The sequence below is a fragment of the Asticcacaulis biprosthecium C19 genome (assembly GCF_000204015.1).
Classification (GTDB): Bacteria; Pseudomonadota; Alphaproteobacteria; order Caulobacterales; family Caulobacteraceae; genus Asticcacaulis; species Asticcacaulis biprosthecius.
The window spans coordinates 163,833-180,034 of the sequence record NZ_GL883077.1; the positions used below are offsets into that span (position 1 = coordinate 163,833).

Consider the following 16,202-nt stretch of genomic DNA (forward strand, 5'->3'; position numbering starts at 1 on the left):
GACATTCGGGCACTACTGTTTCTGGCCGAACCAACCCATCACCCCCACTCTCTCCCCTCAAGTGGGGAGAGGGAGTTGTTCATGATCTCCATCAAACTGATGGAATACTTCTGCCGACTCACGCCATTTAGTCGCCATGAGCGATGATCTCTTCGCACCGTCACCGGACCCGCGCTGGTTCACCATTCCGTCGGGACGGCCGTTTCTCGACGACCTGGCGCGTGGCCTGTGCCGGTCGCTGGGTAAAGACCTCCCCGAAGCCCAGATTCTTACCCCGACCCGGCGCGGCGCCCGCGCCATGGCCAGGGCCTTTTCCACCCAGACCCGCGGCGGCGCCCTGCTGCTGCCCCAGATCCGCGCCATCGGCGATCTCGACGAAGGCGAACCACCCTTCGACCTCGAAGCCCTGGGGCTGGACCTGCCGTCGGCCATCTCATCTCTGCGCCGCCGCTTTGAGCTGGCGCGGCTGATCACCGAACACTATAAGGGCCTAGAAGGCCGTAACGTCTCCGGCAAACTGGCGCTGGAACTGGCCGACAGCCTGGCCAAGTTCTTCGACTCGCTCGCCCTGGAAGAGGTCGACGCCACCGACCGGCTGCACAGCCTGGTCACGGGCCAGGGCGGCGACCAGTACAGTCTTGATAGCTGGGCGCAACACTGGCAGGTCTCGGCGCAGTTCCTGGCCATTGCCGTTGAGGCCTGGCCCAAACGCCTGAGCGAACTGGGCATGATGGACCCGTCCCAACGCCAGGTCACCCTGATCCGCCGGCTAATTAATCAGTGGACGGAGCATCCGCCCAAAACGCCCCTGATCCTGGCCGGCACCACCGGATCGGCGCCGTCCACCGCCGATCTGGCCAAGGTCGTCGCCGCGGCCTCTATGGGCGCCGTGGTCCTGCCCGGGCTCGATCTGTCCCTGGCTGACGATGCCTGGGACCAGATCGAGGATTCCCACCCCCAGGGCACGATGAAGCGGATGCTGGACCGCCACAACGTCGCCCGCGCCACCGTGCGCGTCTGGCCAGTGTCGCTGGAAGACGACCGCCGCAAGGCCAATGCCCGCCGCCGTCTGCTCAACGAAGCCCTGCGGCCGGCCGAAGCCACCAAGGACTGGCGCGACCAGATCGCCGCATTGCGTGCCGAAAGCGACACCGCCATCGACGATGGTCTGGACGGCCTGACCGAAATCAACGCTGCCCGTGACGAAGAGGCCGCCACGGTCATCGCCCTGCTGATGCGTGAGACGCTTGAAACGCCCGGCAAGACGGTCGCCCTGGTCACGCCCGATCTGACCCTGGCACGACGCGTGTCGGCACGCCTTACCCGATGGGGGCTTCAGGCCGACTCATCAGCCGGTGAACCCTTGGCCAACAGTCCGACCGGTCGCTTCCTGCTCGACCTGCTGACCCTTCTGCAAACACCGTGCGACCCCGTCGCCATTCTGTCGCTGTGGGGTCATCCCGCCTGCCTTTTCGCCACCGACCCCGGTCGCACCCACGTCGAGATGTACGGTCTGCGTGGCGCCACACCCAACGATATGGACTCGGTCCGCGCCGCCCTTATCGAACGCAACCGCGCCACCGATCTGTGGGATCGCTACGCCGCGGCCATTCTGCCGGTCGCCGAGATGCCGATCTCCGACCTCGGCGAAGCCGCGACCCGCATTACCCGCCTGGCGGAAAGCTTAAGTCTCGACGACGGCCAGGCCCTATGGACGGGAGCGGCCGGAGCCAGCGCCGCCGAACTGCTGGCCGGGCTGATCCGTGAAGGTGCCGGCTACACCGTCGACACCCTGCGCGATGTTGCCGATATCCTGGGTCAACTGATCCGCAACGGCAAGGTCCGCACCGGCGGCAACACCCACCCGCGCCTGCTGATCCTGGGGGCCATCGAAGCCCGCATGGTCACAGCCGACCGGCTGATCCTGGCCGGACTGGAAGAGGGCGTCTGGCCTCAGGCGCCCGATCTTGACCCCTTCCTGTCGCGGCCGATGCGCGCAGCCCTGGGCCTGCCCTCGCCGGAGCGCCGCACCGGCCTGTCGGCCCACGACTTCGTCCAGGCCGCCTCGGCGCCAGAATGCTTTTTGGTCACGCGCCACCGCCGTGAAGGCGAACCCCAGGTCCAGTCGCGCTGGCTGTGGCGGCTGCAAACCCTGTGCAAGGGCGCCAAGGTCGACATCCCCAGCGACGGCAGGTGGCTGGACTGGGCGCGCGCACTCGATCGCGGTCTGAGCGACAAACCCGCGGCGCTGAAGCCCGCGGTGCGGCCCAACCCCAAGCCCCCGGTCGAAGCGCGGCCCAAAAAGCTGTCGGTCACCGAGGTCGAGGTCTTCATCCGCGACCCCTACGCCATCTACGCCAAGCACGTCCTGGCCTTAAGACCGCTTGACCGGCCCAACGAGCCCGTCGAGGGGCGTCAGCGGGGGACCGCCATCCACAAGAGCCTGGAACGCTTCGTCACCGAGGACACACCGCTTGGTAAGGCCGGCATCGACCGATTGTGCGACCTGCTGCACGAGGAACTGGCTGCCACCCGCCTGTCACCGGCGCAGATGGCGCTGCAAAAGCCGCTGCTGCCGGGCATGGCGGCTGAATTTATCCGCTTCGAAGCCGATCGTCGTGCCCACCGCCCGAAGCTGCATATCGAACAGCGCGGCGAGCTGAAAATCGGCGACTTCACCCTGGTCGCCAAGGCCGACCGGATCGAACTGCGCGACGATGGCGTCGATATTCTCGATTTCAAGACCGGCGCCGCCCCCTCCGCCAAGGCCGTGGCGGCCGGCTTCTATCCGCAGCTCACCCTGACGGCGGCCATCCTGAAACAGGGTGGCTTTGCCGATATCCGCGCCGACCGGCCGTTAGGCGACCTGCTCTATGTCCGCGTCTCCCCCGACGTCACCAAACCGCAATCGGCCGTCCAGAAGGGTCTCTTCGCCCACGATCTGGCCGATGCGGCGCTGAACAGTCTGCGCCGGCGGATTTTCGCCTATGCCGAAGCCGACAAGGGCTATCTGTCGTGGACGGCGCCGCAGTTCCTCAAGACCCGCGCCGGCGATTACGACCAGTTGGCGCGGTTGTACGAATGGTATGTTCTGGGGACGGAAGATGCCGAAGAGATAGCGGAGGAAGAGGCATGAACGCCGTTAATCCGCAAAATCCAAATCCGCAAAATCCAAATCCGCAAAATATAGCCGCCGATCCGAAGGCGTCTTGCTTCCTGACCGCCAATGCCGGATCGGGCAAGACCTCCACCCTGGTCAACCGTGTGGCGCGCCTGCTGCTGAGCCGCGCTGATCCGGCGCATATCCTGTGCGTCACCTATACCAAGGCTGCCGCGGCCGAAATGCAGGAACGCCTGTTCCAGCAGTTGGGCGGGTGGGCTGTTGCCGACGACGAGCAGTTGATCGGCGACCTGGAACGCATTGGCGAGCCCACCCACGACCTGCCGCGTGCCCGTGCCCTGTTCGCCAAGGCGCTGGAGACGCCGGGCGGGCTGAAGATTCAGACCATCCACGCCTTCTGTGAAAAGCTGCTGCGCCGGTTTCCGCTCGAAGCGCAGCTATCGCCGGCCTTCAAGGTGCTGGACGATCTGCTCGCCGACGACCTGGCCGACAAGGCCAGCACCGCCGTCCTGACCCTGGACGCACCGGGTCTCGAAGCCGTTGCCGAGACGCGCGATCGGTTGATCCGTAAACTGAAGGTCATGGGTTTCGAGAAGCTGCTGGGCCAGTTTATCCACCAGCACGACGCGCTGCAGGAGCGTTTTAGACATCTCGAAAACCAATCGGAGGACTGGCAATCTGCTCTGTTCCATAGCCTCGGCCTCGACGGGGTCTGCACGTCACAAGAATGCCTCGATGCCTACGCCAACACTCTGGAATGGCACCTCCTGGAAGATCTCGGCCAGACGCTTCTGAGCGGTACCACCGCCACCAACCAGAAGGCCGGCCAGGCCTTCCTGGACCTGTATGAAAGCAAGATTTCCGGCAGGCCGTTCGAGTTCGAAGAGATTCGCGGCATATTCCTGACGCAGGCCGGCACGCTCCGCAAAAGCATCTACACCAAGGGTACCGCCCCGGCCGATGCGCGCTATCTCGACCGCATGGCTGAGGAGGCTGTGGCCTTGGCCGACCGGCTGAAGGCAGTGGAGATCGCCAGCAATACGCTGGATGCCTTGCGGCTGTTTGAAATTTTCAGCTTTGTGTACCTGAGCGAAAAGCGCGGTGAAGGGGCGCTCGATTTTACCGACCTGATCACCTATACAAAAAAGCTTCTGGATGACCCGACGCACGCGTTATGGGTACTGCATAAGCTGGACGGCGGACTGGACCACATCCTGGTCGACGAGGCCCAGGACACGTCGGAAGAACAGTGGATCATTGTCGATGCCCTGTCGTCGGATTTCTTCTCCGGCGAAGGTGTCACACGCACGATTCGCACCCTGTTCGCCGTCGGTGATGAGAAGCAGTCCATCTATGGCTTCCAGGGCGCCGACCCACGCGAATTCCTCAAGGCGCGCGGCCAGATCAGCCAGCGCGCGCACGACGGCGGCGCCAATCTGGTCGAGCCGCAATTGATCGACTCCTGGCGGTCCTTGCCGGAAATCCTGGGCTTCGTCGATGCCGTCTTCAAGGCCGATGATGTCCAGCATGCCTTGAATTTCTCCTCCGACCCCATCCAACATATCGCCCGGCGTAGCGACGCCTCGGGCGTGGTTGAGCTGTGGCCCGTGGTCCGGCCGATGGCAGCAGTGGAAACCACCGCCGATGACGACGACGAACAGGCGGCGCTGGACGATCCCGGTCGCAACCCACCCTCCAAGCGCCTGGCCAAACAGATCGCCGCCACCATCCGCTCCGAGATCACCGCCGGACGCACCATCTATGACAAGGCGCTGAAACGCCGCCGCACCGTCCATGCCGGTGACGTCCTGATCCTGGTACGCAAGCGCGACCACCTGTTCGAGCATATCATCCGTGAACTGAAGATCGCCGGAGTCGCCGTTTCCGGCGCCGACCGCCTGAAGCTGGGCGACCATATCGCGTTCCAGGATCTGCGCGCTCTCTTGCGGGTATGCCTGCAGCCGATGGATGCCCTGTCCCTGGCCTGCGTCCTGCGCTCGCCGCTCTGCGACCTGTCGGAGCAGGACCTGTTCGACCTGGCCCACGACCGGCAAATGCCGCTTTGGTCCGCCCTGCTGCACCACCCGGCCACGGAAGGCCCCGTTCATGATGCGCGTATCTTCCTGCTATGGGCCCAGAAGGCCGCCTGGCAACTGACCGCGTTCGATTTCCTGGCGCGCGTTTTGAACCGCCGCGACTTCGCCGGCCGCAGCGTTCGCCAGCGTTTTCTGACCCGGCTGGGCGACGAATGCGAAGACGTGCTGGACGAAACCCTGGCCCTGGCGCTCAAGGGCGAGGGCTCCGGTGCCGTGGCGCTGAGCGCCTGCCTCGACCTGTTCGAATTCCAGGCCTCGCAGATCAAACGCGAACAGGAGGAGGGCGGTCATGCCGTCCGGGTGATGACGGTGCACGGCTCCAAGGGGCTGGAAGCGCCATGGGTCATCGTTCCGATCGGACCGCAATACGGCGCGCGCAAGGAGGATCTGATCCTGACCGGCGAAGACGGACAGATGTATCTCTGCGCCGGAGGTAAAAAGGCCGATACGGCGGTGACGGCCGATATCCGCGATGGCCGCGCTCTGCGCGAAGAGCAGGAAAGCTTGCGGCTGTTTTACGTCGCCCTGACCCGGTCGCGCGACCGCTTGACGGTCTGCGCCTATACCGGCACGAAACCGGCCACGACCGGCAACTTCCCGTCATGGTACGACCTGGCGTCGGACGCCTTCGACCGGCTGGAGACCACCTCCGAGGTCATGCCCCTGGTCAATCCGTTCGACGACGGCGAATATTATAACGAGGCCCTGGTCCGGGTGCACGGCCAGCACAGCGAGGCCCTGACCGCGCAGGCGCGTCTTCGTGAGCCCGAAGTTCCGTTGCCCGACTTCGCGCTGGCCATGGTCACCCATGACGACATCGAGACTGAACGCTGGGCGGCCATTTCGCAGATGGGCGACGAGGACCGCACCGAGACCGAAATCGCGCCCTCGCCGCTGCAAACCCTTGGCAGTCTGGGGCGGTACCGCCGTGGCAATCTGATCCACAAGCTGTTCGAAATCCTGCCCGATATCGCGCCGGACAACCGCATGGCCATCGCGCAGCGCTATCTCACCCGCCAGGCCGATCTGACCGATGCCCAGCGCGAGGAAATGACCGACGCCGTCATGACGGTGCTAACCGATGCCCGCTTTGCCGAGGCCTTTGGTCCGCAATCCCGTCCAGAAGTTGCCCTGGCCGGACAGGTCGGCGTCAATCCGCGCGGCGAGGCCATTATGCTGTCGGGCCGGATCGACCGGCTGGTGGTCACGGACGACCGCGTGGTGATCATCGACTACAAGTCCAACCGCCCGGCGCCCGACCGCGCCGAGGATGCGGCGGTGGCCTATCAACGCCAGATGGCTGGCTATGTCGCCCTGCTGCGTCAGGTCTATCCGGATCGCGCGGTCGAGGCAGCTTTGTTATGGACAGATGGCCCGCGCCTGACGCCGATGCCCGAGACTTTAGTGCAGCTTAGGCTGGAAGAGATTCTTTCTCGCTGAGCCTCGCGTTGATTTCACCTGCAACACCTCCTACATTCGGTCAAAGTTCGAAAGGAGCCAATGATGGCGACGCATAAGATTACCGATGATAGCTTTGAGGCCGATGTTCTGAAGTCGAGCACCCCTGTTCTGGTGGACTTCTGGGCCGAGTGGTGTGGACCGTGCAAGCAGATTGCCCCCATCCTGGAAGAGTTGTCGGAAGGTCTGGGCGACAAGATCAAGATCGCCAAGCTGAACATCGAAGACAGCCCGATGACACCGTCGCGTTTCGGCGTCCGCGGCATCCCGACCATGATCCTGTTCAAGGACGGCCAGATGACCTCGATGAAGGTCGGCGCTCTGCCCAAGGCAAAGTTGCTGGAATGGCTGAACGAATCGGGCGTGGGGTAAGGTTTTAAGGGGACCTCTCCGCTTCGACGCGTTTCGCCCCATAAGGGGGCTCACTTGCTCAGCATGGCACGGGCCACCCCGCTCCCCATCAAGATGGGGAGGAGAAGAAAGAATAGGTATACGCCTACTTCCTTCTCCTCCCTACCGAAGGTGGGGAGGTGGCGAGCAAGCGTCGCCGGGCCGAAGGCCTGCGGCAAGCGCGTCGAGACGGAGGGGTCCTCTTACGAAGGCCAGGTCGCTTCTGACATGGCTAGCACATCTCCCGCCAGATACAGCGAACCACAGATCAACACGCGACACGGCTCAGCCGGTAAAGACTCGATCACCTGCAAAGGGCTCTCGGCTGCAAAGGCCTTGAGCCCTTTTGCTTTCGCCGCCAACGCCAGTACTTCGGGCGCGATCACCGCCTCGCTGGAAAAACCAACACAGGCAAAATCGGCCTCAACCCCGGCAAAGGCGCCGAAGAACTCACCCGCATCCTTGGTGTTGATAAGTCCGCAGATCAGGTAAAGCGGCTTGGCGTCGCGTGCCTGCATCCGATCGATAAAGTCACGCAGGGCCCGCGCCGCATGGGGATTGTGCCCGCCGTCCAGCCACAGGTCCGACCTGGCCGGCAGGGCTTCAAACAACGGCCCGGCCTTCAAAGCCTGCAACCGTCCCGGCCACACCGCTGTCCGCAGCCCGGTGTCGATGGCTTCCGGCGACCAGCCCAGGAGCCGCGCCGCCTTGATCGCCACGGCCGCATTGCCAATCTGATGCTCTCCCGGCAGGCGCGGCAATGACAGATCCAGCAGGGCGTCTTCATCCTGAAACACTAATCGGTCGCCTTCGCGCCAGGCATCGAAGCCTTCGCCGGCAAACTCCAGCGACACGTTCAATTTCAAGGCCTGCCGTTCCAGCGCGGCACGAGCCTCATCAGCCTGGCGCGCCGACACGGCCGGCACGCCGCGCTTGAAGATACCCGCCTTTTCGCGGGCGATCTGCGACAGTTCTTCGCCCAGGAAGTCCTTGTGGTCGTAATCGATAGGCGTAATCAGGGCCAGCTTCGGCCGCGCCACGATGTTGGTGGCATCGAGATTCCCGCCCAGCCCGGTCTCCAGCAGCAGCAGGTCGGCCGGCGTTTCCGAAAAGGCCAGAAAAGCCGCCGCCGTGGTGGCTTCGAAGAAGGTCAGGGGCTCGCCGCCATTGGCCTTTTCAATTCGGTCCAGCGCATCGGCCAGGGTCTCGTCGGAAATCAGCGTCCCGGCAAGCCGAATGCGCTCAGCGAAGCGAACCAGATGCGGCGAGGTATAGACGTGCACGCGCAAACCTTGCGCTTCGGCCATGGCGCGCAGCAGCGCCAGGGTCGAACCCTTGCCATTGGTGCCGGCGACATGCACCACCGGCGGCAACCGGTCCTGCGGGTTGCTCAGCGCCGCGCACACCCGCAACATCCGGTCGAGATTGAGGTCGATCCGTTTGGGGTGCAGGGCTTTCAGGCGCTCCAGCGGGGCATCGAACGGCAGCAGGCGGTCGGTCATGCCGCCGGTTTAGGACGATTAGACGTGTGTGTCGAGCGCGACGACACCATCCTTATCGGGCCGCCGGATCAGCCAAGCTATCAGGGCGCATCCGGCCGCCCACAGGCTGCACAGAATAGTATTTTCCAGCCGCTCAGCACCGATTCCTACTACATAGCCGTAGATAAAGCCGGCTATTGCGCCAACCAAAGCATAGATGATTAGGCTTCGCTGTTTCAAAGCGCTGAGGATGGCGTGCCCCACCAGGCCAACAGGTAAGGCGAACATGGCGACCATGTACGACCCTAATAGCAGCATGGAGCCATAGGTTTCAGGGAATTCCGAATCGAGATTTTCGGACACCATACCGGTAAAGGGCAAAGCGACGGCCGTACTGACCACCACACCTAAGGCCAGTCCAGCCAAGGTTTTGATCACACGACTCGCTTTGATCTGACGAATCATCGCCATCGCCCCCCGGCCGTTCCACTTACGCCGCCTTGCGACGGCCGCCCATCAGCATCGACATCAAAGCACCCAGCACTTCCGGCAGTTCGGAGCGTGGCACCACGCGGTCGACCATGCCTTTTTCGACCAGGTATTCCGAACGCTGGAAGCCTTCCGGCAGCTTTTCACGGATGGTGGTCTCTATGACGCGCGGACCGGCGAAACCGATCAGGGCGCCAGGCTCGGCGAGATGGATATCGCCCAGCATCGCGTACGAAGCGGTCACACCACCGGTTGTCGGGTCGGTCAGAACAACAATATAGGGCAGTTGCGCCGCCTTCAGCTCCTGAATGGCCAGGGTGGTGCGGGCCATCTGCATCAGCGACAAAGCGCCTTCCTGCATGCGGGCGCCGCCGGCCGCCGTATAGGCAACCATCGGGCATTTGCGCGCCACGGCTTCGCGGGCTGCCGTGATAAAGCCTTCACCGGCCGCCATGCCCAGCGATCCGCCCATAAAGGCAAAGTCCTGAACCAGCACGACGCAGGGCGTACCCTGAACCGTGCCATAGCCGGCGGCCATGGTGTCCTGTTCGCCGGTCGCGGCGCGGGCGGCCTTCAGCCGTTCCGAATAGGGCTTGCCGTCGGAAAAATGCAGGGGGTCTTCGTGGACGCCGGGCAGCGGAATATCGCTCCACTTGCTGTCGTCAAAGGTGAACTTCATGCGCGCGTCAGGACCGATGCGCATATGGCGGCCCGAAGGCGTCACCCACATGGCCGCTTCCAGGTCCGAGCGGTAGATCATATCGCCGGTGTCGGGGTCCTTGACCCACAGGTTCTCCGGCGTTTCCCGCCGGCTGACCAGTTTGGAGACACCGGGGGCAATCTTGGCCAGCCAGCCTCCGCGTTCGCGGCGTTCAGGTGGTTTTGCCGTCATGGGCAGTTTCGGACCCTTGGTCGTGTCAGCCATAGCCATACTATCTGCTACTCCTTAACGCGCCGAACGCACAGCCTGGGCCAAAATTGCGGCCTTTTCCAGCACTTTCGCGCTCGCGGCTTGCGAATCGGGTAACTTTTTTGTTGGCTCTAACGCTTCGCTCCTTGAGAGCGCTAACTTGATTTCGTCAACAAGTGCTGAACCAACCACAGCACCATCCGCAATTCGGGCAACTTCCGCGGCCCGTTCCGCCGTCCGAATGCCAAAACCAACCGCCACCGGCAGTTGCGCCGCCTCACGGACCTTGGCGACCTCGTCCTGAATGGCCGCGACGTTGATTTCCTTGACGCCCGTGACGCCGGTCACCGACACGTAGTAGACAAAGCCACGCGTCCGCTTGACCAGGGTTTTTAGCCGTTCGGTATCGCTGGTCGGTGTAACGAGGCGAATCAGGGCGACATCCTGCGCATCCAGGGCGTCCGCCAGGCCATCCGCCTCTTCCGGCGGACAGTCGACGACGATCATGCCGTCGGCCCCGACCTGAGCCATCCTTGCCGCCCAGGCGTCATAGCCCAGAAATTCGACCGGATTCATGTAACCCATCAAAATGAGCGGCGTGGTTTCGTCGACCTCACGAAAACGGCGAACCAGCTCGAAAACGTCCCGAATCTTGGTTCCGGCTTTTAGAGACCGTTCGGCGGCGTGCTGAATGGTCGGCCCCTCCGCCATCGGATCAGAGAACGGGAAGCCCAGTTCGATCAGGTCGGCACCCGCCGCCGGCAGGCCTTTCAAAATCTCGAACGTGGTGTCGAGATCGGGGTCGCCCGCCATGACGTAGGCGATGAAGGCGGCGCGGTTCTCGGACTTCAGGGCTGCGAAGCGGGCATCGATACGTGAGACGGTCATGCTGAAATCCCTCCCAGGCCAAGGCGTTTCGACACCGTGGCGATATCCTTGTCACCACGACCGGACAGGTTCAGTACGACAATGCCGTCCTTGCCGATTTCGCGCGCCAGTTCGCCGACGCGGGCAATGGCGTGGGACGATTCCAGCGCCGGGATAATGCCTTCCAGCTTCGAGGTGAGCTGGAACGCTTCCAGCGCCTCGTCGTCGGTCGCCGTGATGTAACGCGCGCGGCCCGTCTTGAACAGGTGGGCGTGCTCCGGGCCGATACCGGGATAGTCGAGACCGGCAGAGATGGAATGGCCTTCCAGGATCTGGCCGTCATCGTCTTGCAAGAGGTAGGTGCGGTTGCCGTGCAATACGCCCGGACGGCCGCCGTTCAGCGATGCCGAGTGGCCGTTATAAACCTCCAGCCCATGACCCGCCGCTTCGACGCCGACAATCTGCACGGTCTCATCGTCGATGAAGGGATGGAACATGCCGATGGCGTTCGAACCACCGCCGATACAGGCGATGACGGCGTCGGGCAAGCGGCCTTCCTGTTCCAGGATCTGCTCGCGCGTTTCTTTCCCGATGACCGTCTGGAAATCGCGAACCATTTCCGGGTACGGATGCATGCCGGCCGCGGTACCAATCATATAGTAGGTGTCGTCAACATTGGTAACCCAGTCGCGCAAGGCTTCGTTCAGGGCATCCTTCAAGGTGCCGTTGCCGGCCGTGACCGGCGTGACCTCGGCGCCCATCAGCTTCATGCGGAAGACGTTCGGCGCCTGACGCTCGACATCGGTCGCGCCCATATAGACCACCAGGGGCAGATCGAATTTGGCGCACACCGTGGCCGAGGCGACGCCGTGCTGGCCCGCGCCGGTTTCGGCAATGATCCGCGTCCGGCCCATGCGCCGCGCCAGCAGGATCTGGCCGATGCAGTTGTTGATCTTGTGCGCGCCGGTGTGGTTCAGCTCTTCGCGCTTGAAGTATATCTTCGCGCCGCCGTGGTGGGCTGTCAGGCGCTCGGCCAGATACAGGGGCGACGGGCGACCGACGAAGTGCTTCAGCAGGCTGTGATACTCGGCCCAGAAGGTGGGATCAGCCTTGGCGCTTTGCCAGGCGGCGTTCAGCTCCAGCACCAGTGGCATCAGGGTCTCAGGCACATAGAGACCGCCGAATTCCCCGAACCGGCCCTTGGCATCCGGTTGGGAATAGGTGTTGGGACGCAGATCGTTCACTGCAAAGAATCCTTCTGACGTATAGCTTCTGATGCCGCGACTACGTCCGGCTTGCCGACTTAGATCAAGCCAGACCTGGCTGCGCGCGTTTTAAAGAAAGCGGGTTATAGCGACTTTACGGCTTTAAGGAAGCCGGAAATGAGTCGCTCATCCTTAACGCCAGGCGCCGATTCAACCCCTGAGGATACATCCACCCCCGGCGCGCCGCTCAAACGGAGAGCCTGCGCCACATTGTCCGAACTGAGCCCGCCGGCCAGAAGCCACGGCGTCTTCCCTGGCCAGGCGCGCATCAGCGGCCAGTCGAAGCTTAAGCCCATGCCGCCCGGCAGGTCGGCACCGTTGGGCGTCTTCGCGTCGAACAGCAGATAGTCGGCGACCGCGTCATAAACGCACGCCTGCGCGATATCGTCCGCGGTTTCGACGCTGATCGCCTTGATCACCGGCAAGCCGAAGGTCGCACGCACCTGTGCCACCCGTTCGGGGGTTTCGTGCCCGTGCAGCTGGATCAGATCTGGCTTGGCGGCGTGGGTCAAAGCCTGCAAAAGTTTATCATCCGGATTAACCAATACGGCCGTCAGGAGTGTGGTCATACCTTCGGCGCGAATCACCTGCATCAGCTCAGCCATTGACGCTTGCGTCAAATGACGGGGACTTTTCGCAAAGTGGATAAAACCAAGGAAGTCCGCACCACTATTGACCGCCGTCCGCGCGGCAGAAAGCGTCGAAATACCACAAATTTTCGACAAAACCGTCATAATGCGAAGCTCCAGGTCAGACCTTTAGTAAAAATCAACAAATCGATTTTAATTTTACCTAATAACAAAGCTGGCGCGTACATGGCCAGCTGTCAAAAAGTGTTTGAGGGCAGGATATCATGGGCGAATATGTATTGCTGAGCGATATCAGCAACGGGCTGTGCCTTAAACTGGCCCTGGCGCGGCGCGGCGAACGACCCGACAACACACAGCAGTTCCCGTGCGAAACCTGGGAGGATTTCCAGACATCGATCACGGGGTTTCTAAAGGCCCACGACAATCCCCACCTGATGGGCGCGGCCATCTCTGCCGGCGGCTGGGAAGACCGCGGCACCATGGCCATGCCGAACCACCGCTTCTCGCTTAACCGCGCCGAGGTCCGCGAATTCCTCAATATCCAGCGCCTGAACCTCGTCAATGACTGCGTTGCCAAGGCTCTGGCCATTCCGCGCCTGGCCAGCGACGAACGGCTCAAGATCTGCGGCGGCGAGGCCCTGGAAGAACAGGTCATGGCGGTCATCAGCACGCACCGTGGATTGGGCCAGGCCGCTCTGGCGCCCGACGGCATGGGCAACTGGACCGCCATGCCCTGCGAAGGCGGTCACTCGGACCTGACGCCCGTCACCGACCTGGAATGGAAGGTATGGAAGATCCTGCACGACAAGTATAACGGCCACGTCTCGCGTGAGCGCGTCATCTCCATCCCCGGCTTGCGCGATATCTGGCAGGCCCTGGCGAAAATCGACGGCGAAGACGGCGCCATTGTGCCCGAGGCCGAAGTCATCATCAGCCGCTGCCGCGCCGGCGATGCCCGCTGCCGCCAGGTCATCGACCTGAGCATGGGCTGGTTCGCCGCCTTTGCTTCAGACGTCGCCCTGATCCTGGGTGCGCGCGGCGGGGTTTACCTGGCCGGCGACCTGATGGACATGATCGGCGACCAGCTCAATATCGACGCCTTCGTCGCCCGCTACAGCGACAAGGGCCGGCTGAGCACCTATGTCAGCGAGATCCCGGTTTATCTCGCCACCGCCCGCGACCTGGAAGTCATCGGCCTGGCGACCCTGTTCGATTAGGATACCAAATGTCCGACCACGTCCTTCTCTGTGATATCGCCATCGGCGCCGAGGTCGAGTTGGCCCTGACGCGCCCAGGCTCGCGTCCGCCGGAGGCAACCCCCTATTCCTGCCCCGATCGGGCCTCGTTCGATGAGGCCCTGCTCGACTTCCTGGCTCAGAACGGTCAGCCGGGCTTGATGGGCGTGGCGATATCGTCGCGCGGATGGGAACGCAAGGGCATGCTGCAACTGCCTCAGGAGGGCATGTCGATCGTTCGCGACGACATACGCGCGCTTTTGGGTGTTCAGCGCATCAATCTGGTCAACAATTTCGTCGCCCGCGCCCTGGCCATTCCGCGCCTCAACAGCCACGAGGTCGAAAAGATATGTGGCGACGAGCCGATCGACGAACAGGTGATCGCTGTCCTGGGTCCCCACCATGGCCTGGGCCTGGCCGCACTGGCGCCGGATGGCGCCGGTAGCTGGACCGCCATACCCTGCGAAGGCGGCCACTCCGACCTGCCCGTGACCACCGATCGCGAATGGCAGGTGCGCCAGGTCTTTGCACGCCGCCACGGCCATGTGGCGCGCGAATATGCCATTTCGCTGGAAGGCCTGGTCCATGTCTGGGCAGCCTTGAGCGAACTGGACGGCGACGAGGTTGTGCGCAAATCGCCGGAAGAGATCGTCGCCCTGGCCAGTATCGGCGATTCCCGAGCCCTCGAAGCGGTCCAGTTAAGCATGGGCTGGCTGGCGGCCATGGCGTCGGATGTCGGCCTCATCCTGGGCGCGCGCGGCGGGATCTATCTGACGGGCGATCTGATGGACCTGATCGGCGATCTGTTCGACGCCGACGCCTTCTGCCAGCGCTATACCGCCAAGGGCCGGCTGAGCGGCTATGTCGCCGAGATCCCGGTCTACAAGACCCTGGCGAACCAGTTGGAAATCATCGGTCTGGCGACATTGTTCGACTAAGCGCTTTGCCCGCCCGGAAAGATATCATCGCGGCCTCCCCGAAGCCGTGAAGGACAGCCCTCTTCCCCGGCCCCTTCACAAATGATTTCGCGTTAACCTTTCCCCTCGACTCGCCTGTCCCGTTTGGTAACCTTGTGTCTGACTTGGGTGCAGGACCACCTTCACCCACAGGGCGACAGAATTTGTCCCCAAATATCACCTACCAGATGTAGACGTTAAGCTGGCATTAACCACAATTTGTGGTGATATGGGTCCGGCTTCGGCCTCAGTTTCGATTCGGGATTACCAATGACCACGTCACGCCTCCTGTCCGCGTCCAGCGCCGGCCTCCTGACCCCCAGCCACAGCTACAAGCCGTTCCGCTATCCGTGGGCCTTCGAGTACTGGCGCAAGCAGCAGCAGGTCCACTGGATCCCGGAAGAAGTGCCGCTCGGCGAGGACTGCAAGGACTGGGCGTCCAAGCTTAGTGATTCCGAACGCAACCTGCTGACTCAGATCTTCCGCTTCTTCACCCAGTCGGACATCGAGGTCCAGGACAACTACCTGGAACGCTACGGCCGGGTGTTCAAGCCGACCGAAATCAAGATGATGCTGTCGGCCTTCGCCAATATGGAAACCATCCATATCGCGGCCTATGCCCTGCTGCTCGAAACCATCGGTATGCCCGAGTCCGAATTCGGCGCGTTCATGGACTATGAGGCCATGCGCGACAAGCACGACTTCATGGGCACCTTCGGCGTCGATACCGAAGCCGATGTGCTGCGGACTCTCGCCATGTTCGGCGGGTTTACCGAAGGCCTGCAACTGTTCGCCTCGTTCGCCATGCTGATGAACTTCCCGCGCTTCAACAAGATGAAGGGCATGGGCCAGATCGTATCGTGGTCGGTGCGCGACGAAAGCCTGCACTGCGAAGGCATCATCAAGCTGTACCATGCGTTCGCCAAGGAAACGAAGGCGCTGACCAAGTCGGTCCAGGACGACATCATCGACTGCTGCAAGACCGTGGTAACGATGGAAGACAAGTTCATCGACCTGGCGTTCGAGATGGGCCCGGTCCAGGGCATGACTCCGGACGATATCAAGGCCTATATCCGCTATATTGCCGACTGGCGGTTGCGTCAGTTGAATCTGCCGGAGGTCTATGGCGGCGTGAAGGAAAACCCGCTGCCGTGGCTGCAGGTTCTGTTGTCGGGCGTCGAGCACGCCAACTTCTTCGAAGCCCGCGCCACCGAATATTCCAAGGCCGCCACAACCGGCCAGTGGACCGGCAATCAGGGCGTCTGGGGCGCTTTTGACCAACTGATGAAGAAGCGCACCGAAGGTTTGAAGACGGGGCTCGGCGTCTAGAGCGTAATGCGTTTT

General features: G+C 62.7%; 12 protein-coding genes. 6 read left to right on the top strand and 6 right to left on the bottom strand.

The window, feature by feature from the left end:
* Window positions 1-136: 136 nt before the first annotated feature.
* The 3 genes from ABI_RS01180 to trxA all read left to right on the top strand — a co-directional run bounded on the left by ABI_RS01180 (window position 137) and on the right by trxA (window position 7,047).
* Window positions 137-3,136: a PD-(D/E)XK nuclease family protein gene (locus tag ABI_RS01180; protein ID WP_006270969.1), complete on the top strand. Its 3,000-nt coding sequence runs from the start codon at window positions 137-139 to the stop codon at window positions 3,134-3,136.
* On the top strand, window positions 3,133-6,657 hold the full coding sequence (gene addA, locus ABI_RS01185; RefSeq protein WP_006270970.1) for a double-strand break repair helicase AddA: 3,525 nt from the start codon (window positions 3,133-3,135) through the stop codon (window positions 6,655-6,657). Before ABI_RS01180 ends, addA begins: the two co-directional genes overlap by 4 nt.
* A gap of 63 nt (window positions 6,658-6,720) precedes the next feature.
* Window positions 6,721-7,047 (top strand): thioredoxin, encoded by a 327-nt coding sequence (gene trxA, locus ABI_RS01190; protein WP_006270971.1) that lies wholly within the window; start codon window positions 6,721-6,723, stop codon window positions 7,045-7,047.
* A 221-nt stretch (window positions 7,048-7,268) separates the two neighbouring features.
* Here the strand turns inward: trxA and ABI_RS01195 are convergent, their stop codons facing one another.
* The 6 genes from ABI_RS01195 to ABI_RS01220 form a co-directional block, all read right to left on the bottom strand.
* Complete coding sequence (locus tag ABI_RS01195; protein ID WP_006270972.1) at window positions 7,269-8,567, bottom strand: bifunctional folylpolyglutamate synthase/dihydrofolate synthase; 1,299 nt, start codon at window positions 8,565-8,567, stop codon at window positions 7,269-7,271.
* Window positions 8,568-8,585: 18 nt separating this feature from the next.
* Entirely contained in the window at window positions 8,586-9,011 is a 426-nt protein-coding gene (locus tag ABI_RS01200; RefSeq protein WP_157138667.1) for a hypothetical protein, read from the bottom strand.
* A 25-nt stretch (window positions 9,012-9,036) separates the two neighbouring features.
* Window positions 9,037-9,966 carry an acetyl-CoA carboxylase carboxyltransferase subunit beta gene (locus ABI_RS01205; protein ID WP_006270974.1) on the bottom strand — a complete coding sequence of 310 codons (930 nt, stop codon included), beginning with the start codon at window positions 9,964-9,966 and terminating at the stop codon, window positions 9,037-9,039.
* A 15-nt stretch (window positions 9,967-9,981) separates the two neighbouring features.
* Entirely contained in the window at window positions 9,982-10,833 is an 852-nt protein-coding gene (gene trpA, locus ABI_RS01210; RefSeq protein ID WP_006270975.1) for a tryptophan synthase subunit alpha, read from the bottom strand.
* Window positions 10,830-12,056 carry a tryptophan synthase subunit beta gene (gene trpB / locus ABI_RS01215; protein ID WP_006270976.1) on the bottom strand — a complete coding sequence of 409 codons (1,227 nt, stop codon included), beginning with the start codon at window positions 12,054-12,056 and terminating at the stop codon, window positions 10,830-10,832. The genes trpA and trpB overlap by 4 nt, the downstream gene beginning before the upstream one ends.
* A gap of 104 nt (window positions 12,057-12,160) precedes the next feature.
* Entirely contained in the window at window positions 12,161-12,811 is a 651-nt protein-coding gene (locus ABI_RS01220; protein WP_040308472.1) for a phosphoribosylanthranilate isomerase, read from the bottom strand.
* A 119-nt stretch (window positions 12,812-12,930) separates the two neighbouring features.
* On the opposite strand from ABI_RS01220, the gene ABI_RS01225 reads away from it, so the two are divergent.
* The 3 genes from ABI_RS01225 to ABI_RS01235 all read left to right on the top strand — a co-directional run bounded on the left by ABI_RS01225 (window position 12,931) and on the right by ABI_RS01235 (window position 16,187).
* Window positions 12,931-13,884 carry a glucokinase gene (locus tag ABI_RS01225; protein ID WP_006270978.1) on the top strand — a complete coding sequence of 318 codons (954 nt, stop codon included), beginning with the start codon at window positions 12,931-12,933 and terminating at the stop codon, window positions 13,882-13,884.
* Between the two features lie 8 nt (window positions 13,885-13,892).
* A complete protein-coding gene (locus ABI_RS01230; protein ID WP_006270979.1) occupies window positions 13,893-14,840 on the top strand; it encodes a glucokinase in 948 nt (315 codons plus the stop codon).
* A gap of 288 nt (window positions 14,841-15,128) precedes the next feature.
* Window positions 15,129-16,187 (top strand): ribonucleotide-diphosphate reductase subunit beta, encoded by a 1,059-nt coding sequence (locus ABI_RS01235; RefSeq protein WP_006270980.1) that lies wholly within the window; start codon window positions 15,129-15,131, stop codon window positions 16,185-16,187.
* Window positions 16,188-16,202: the final 15 nt, after the last annotated feature.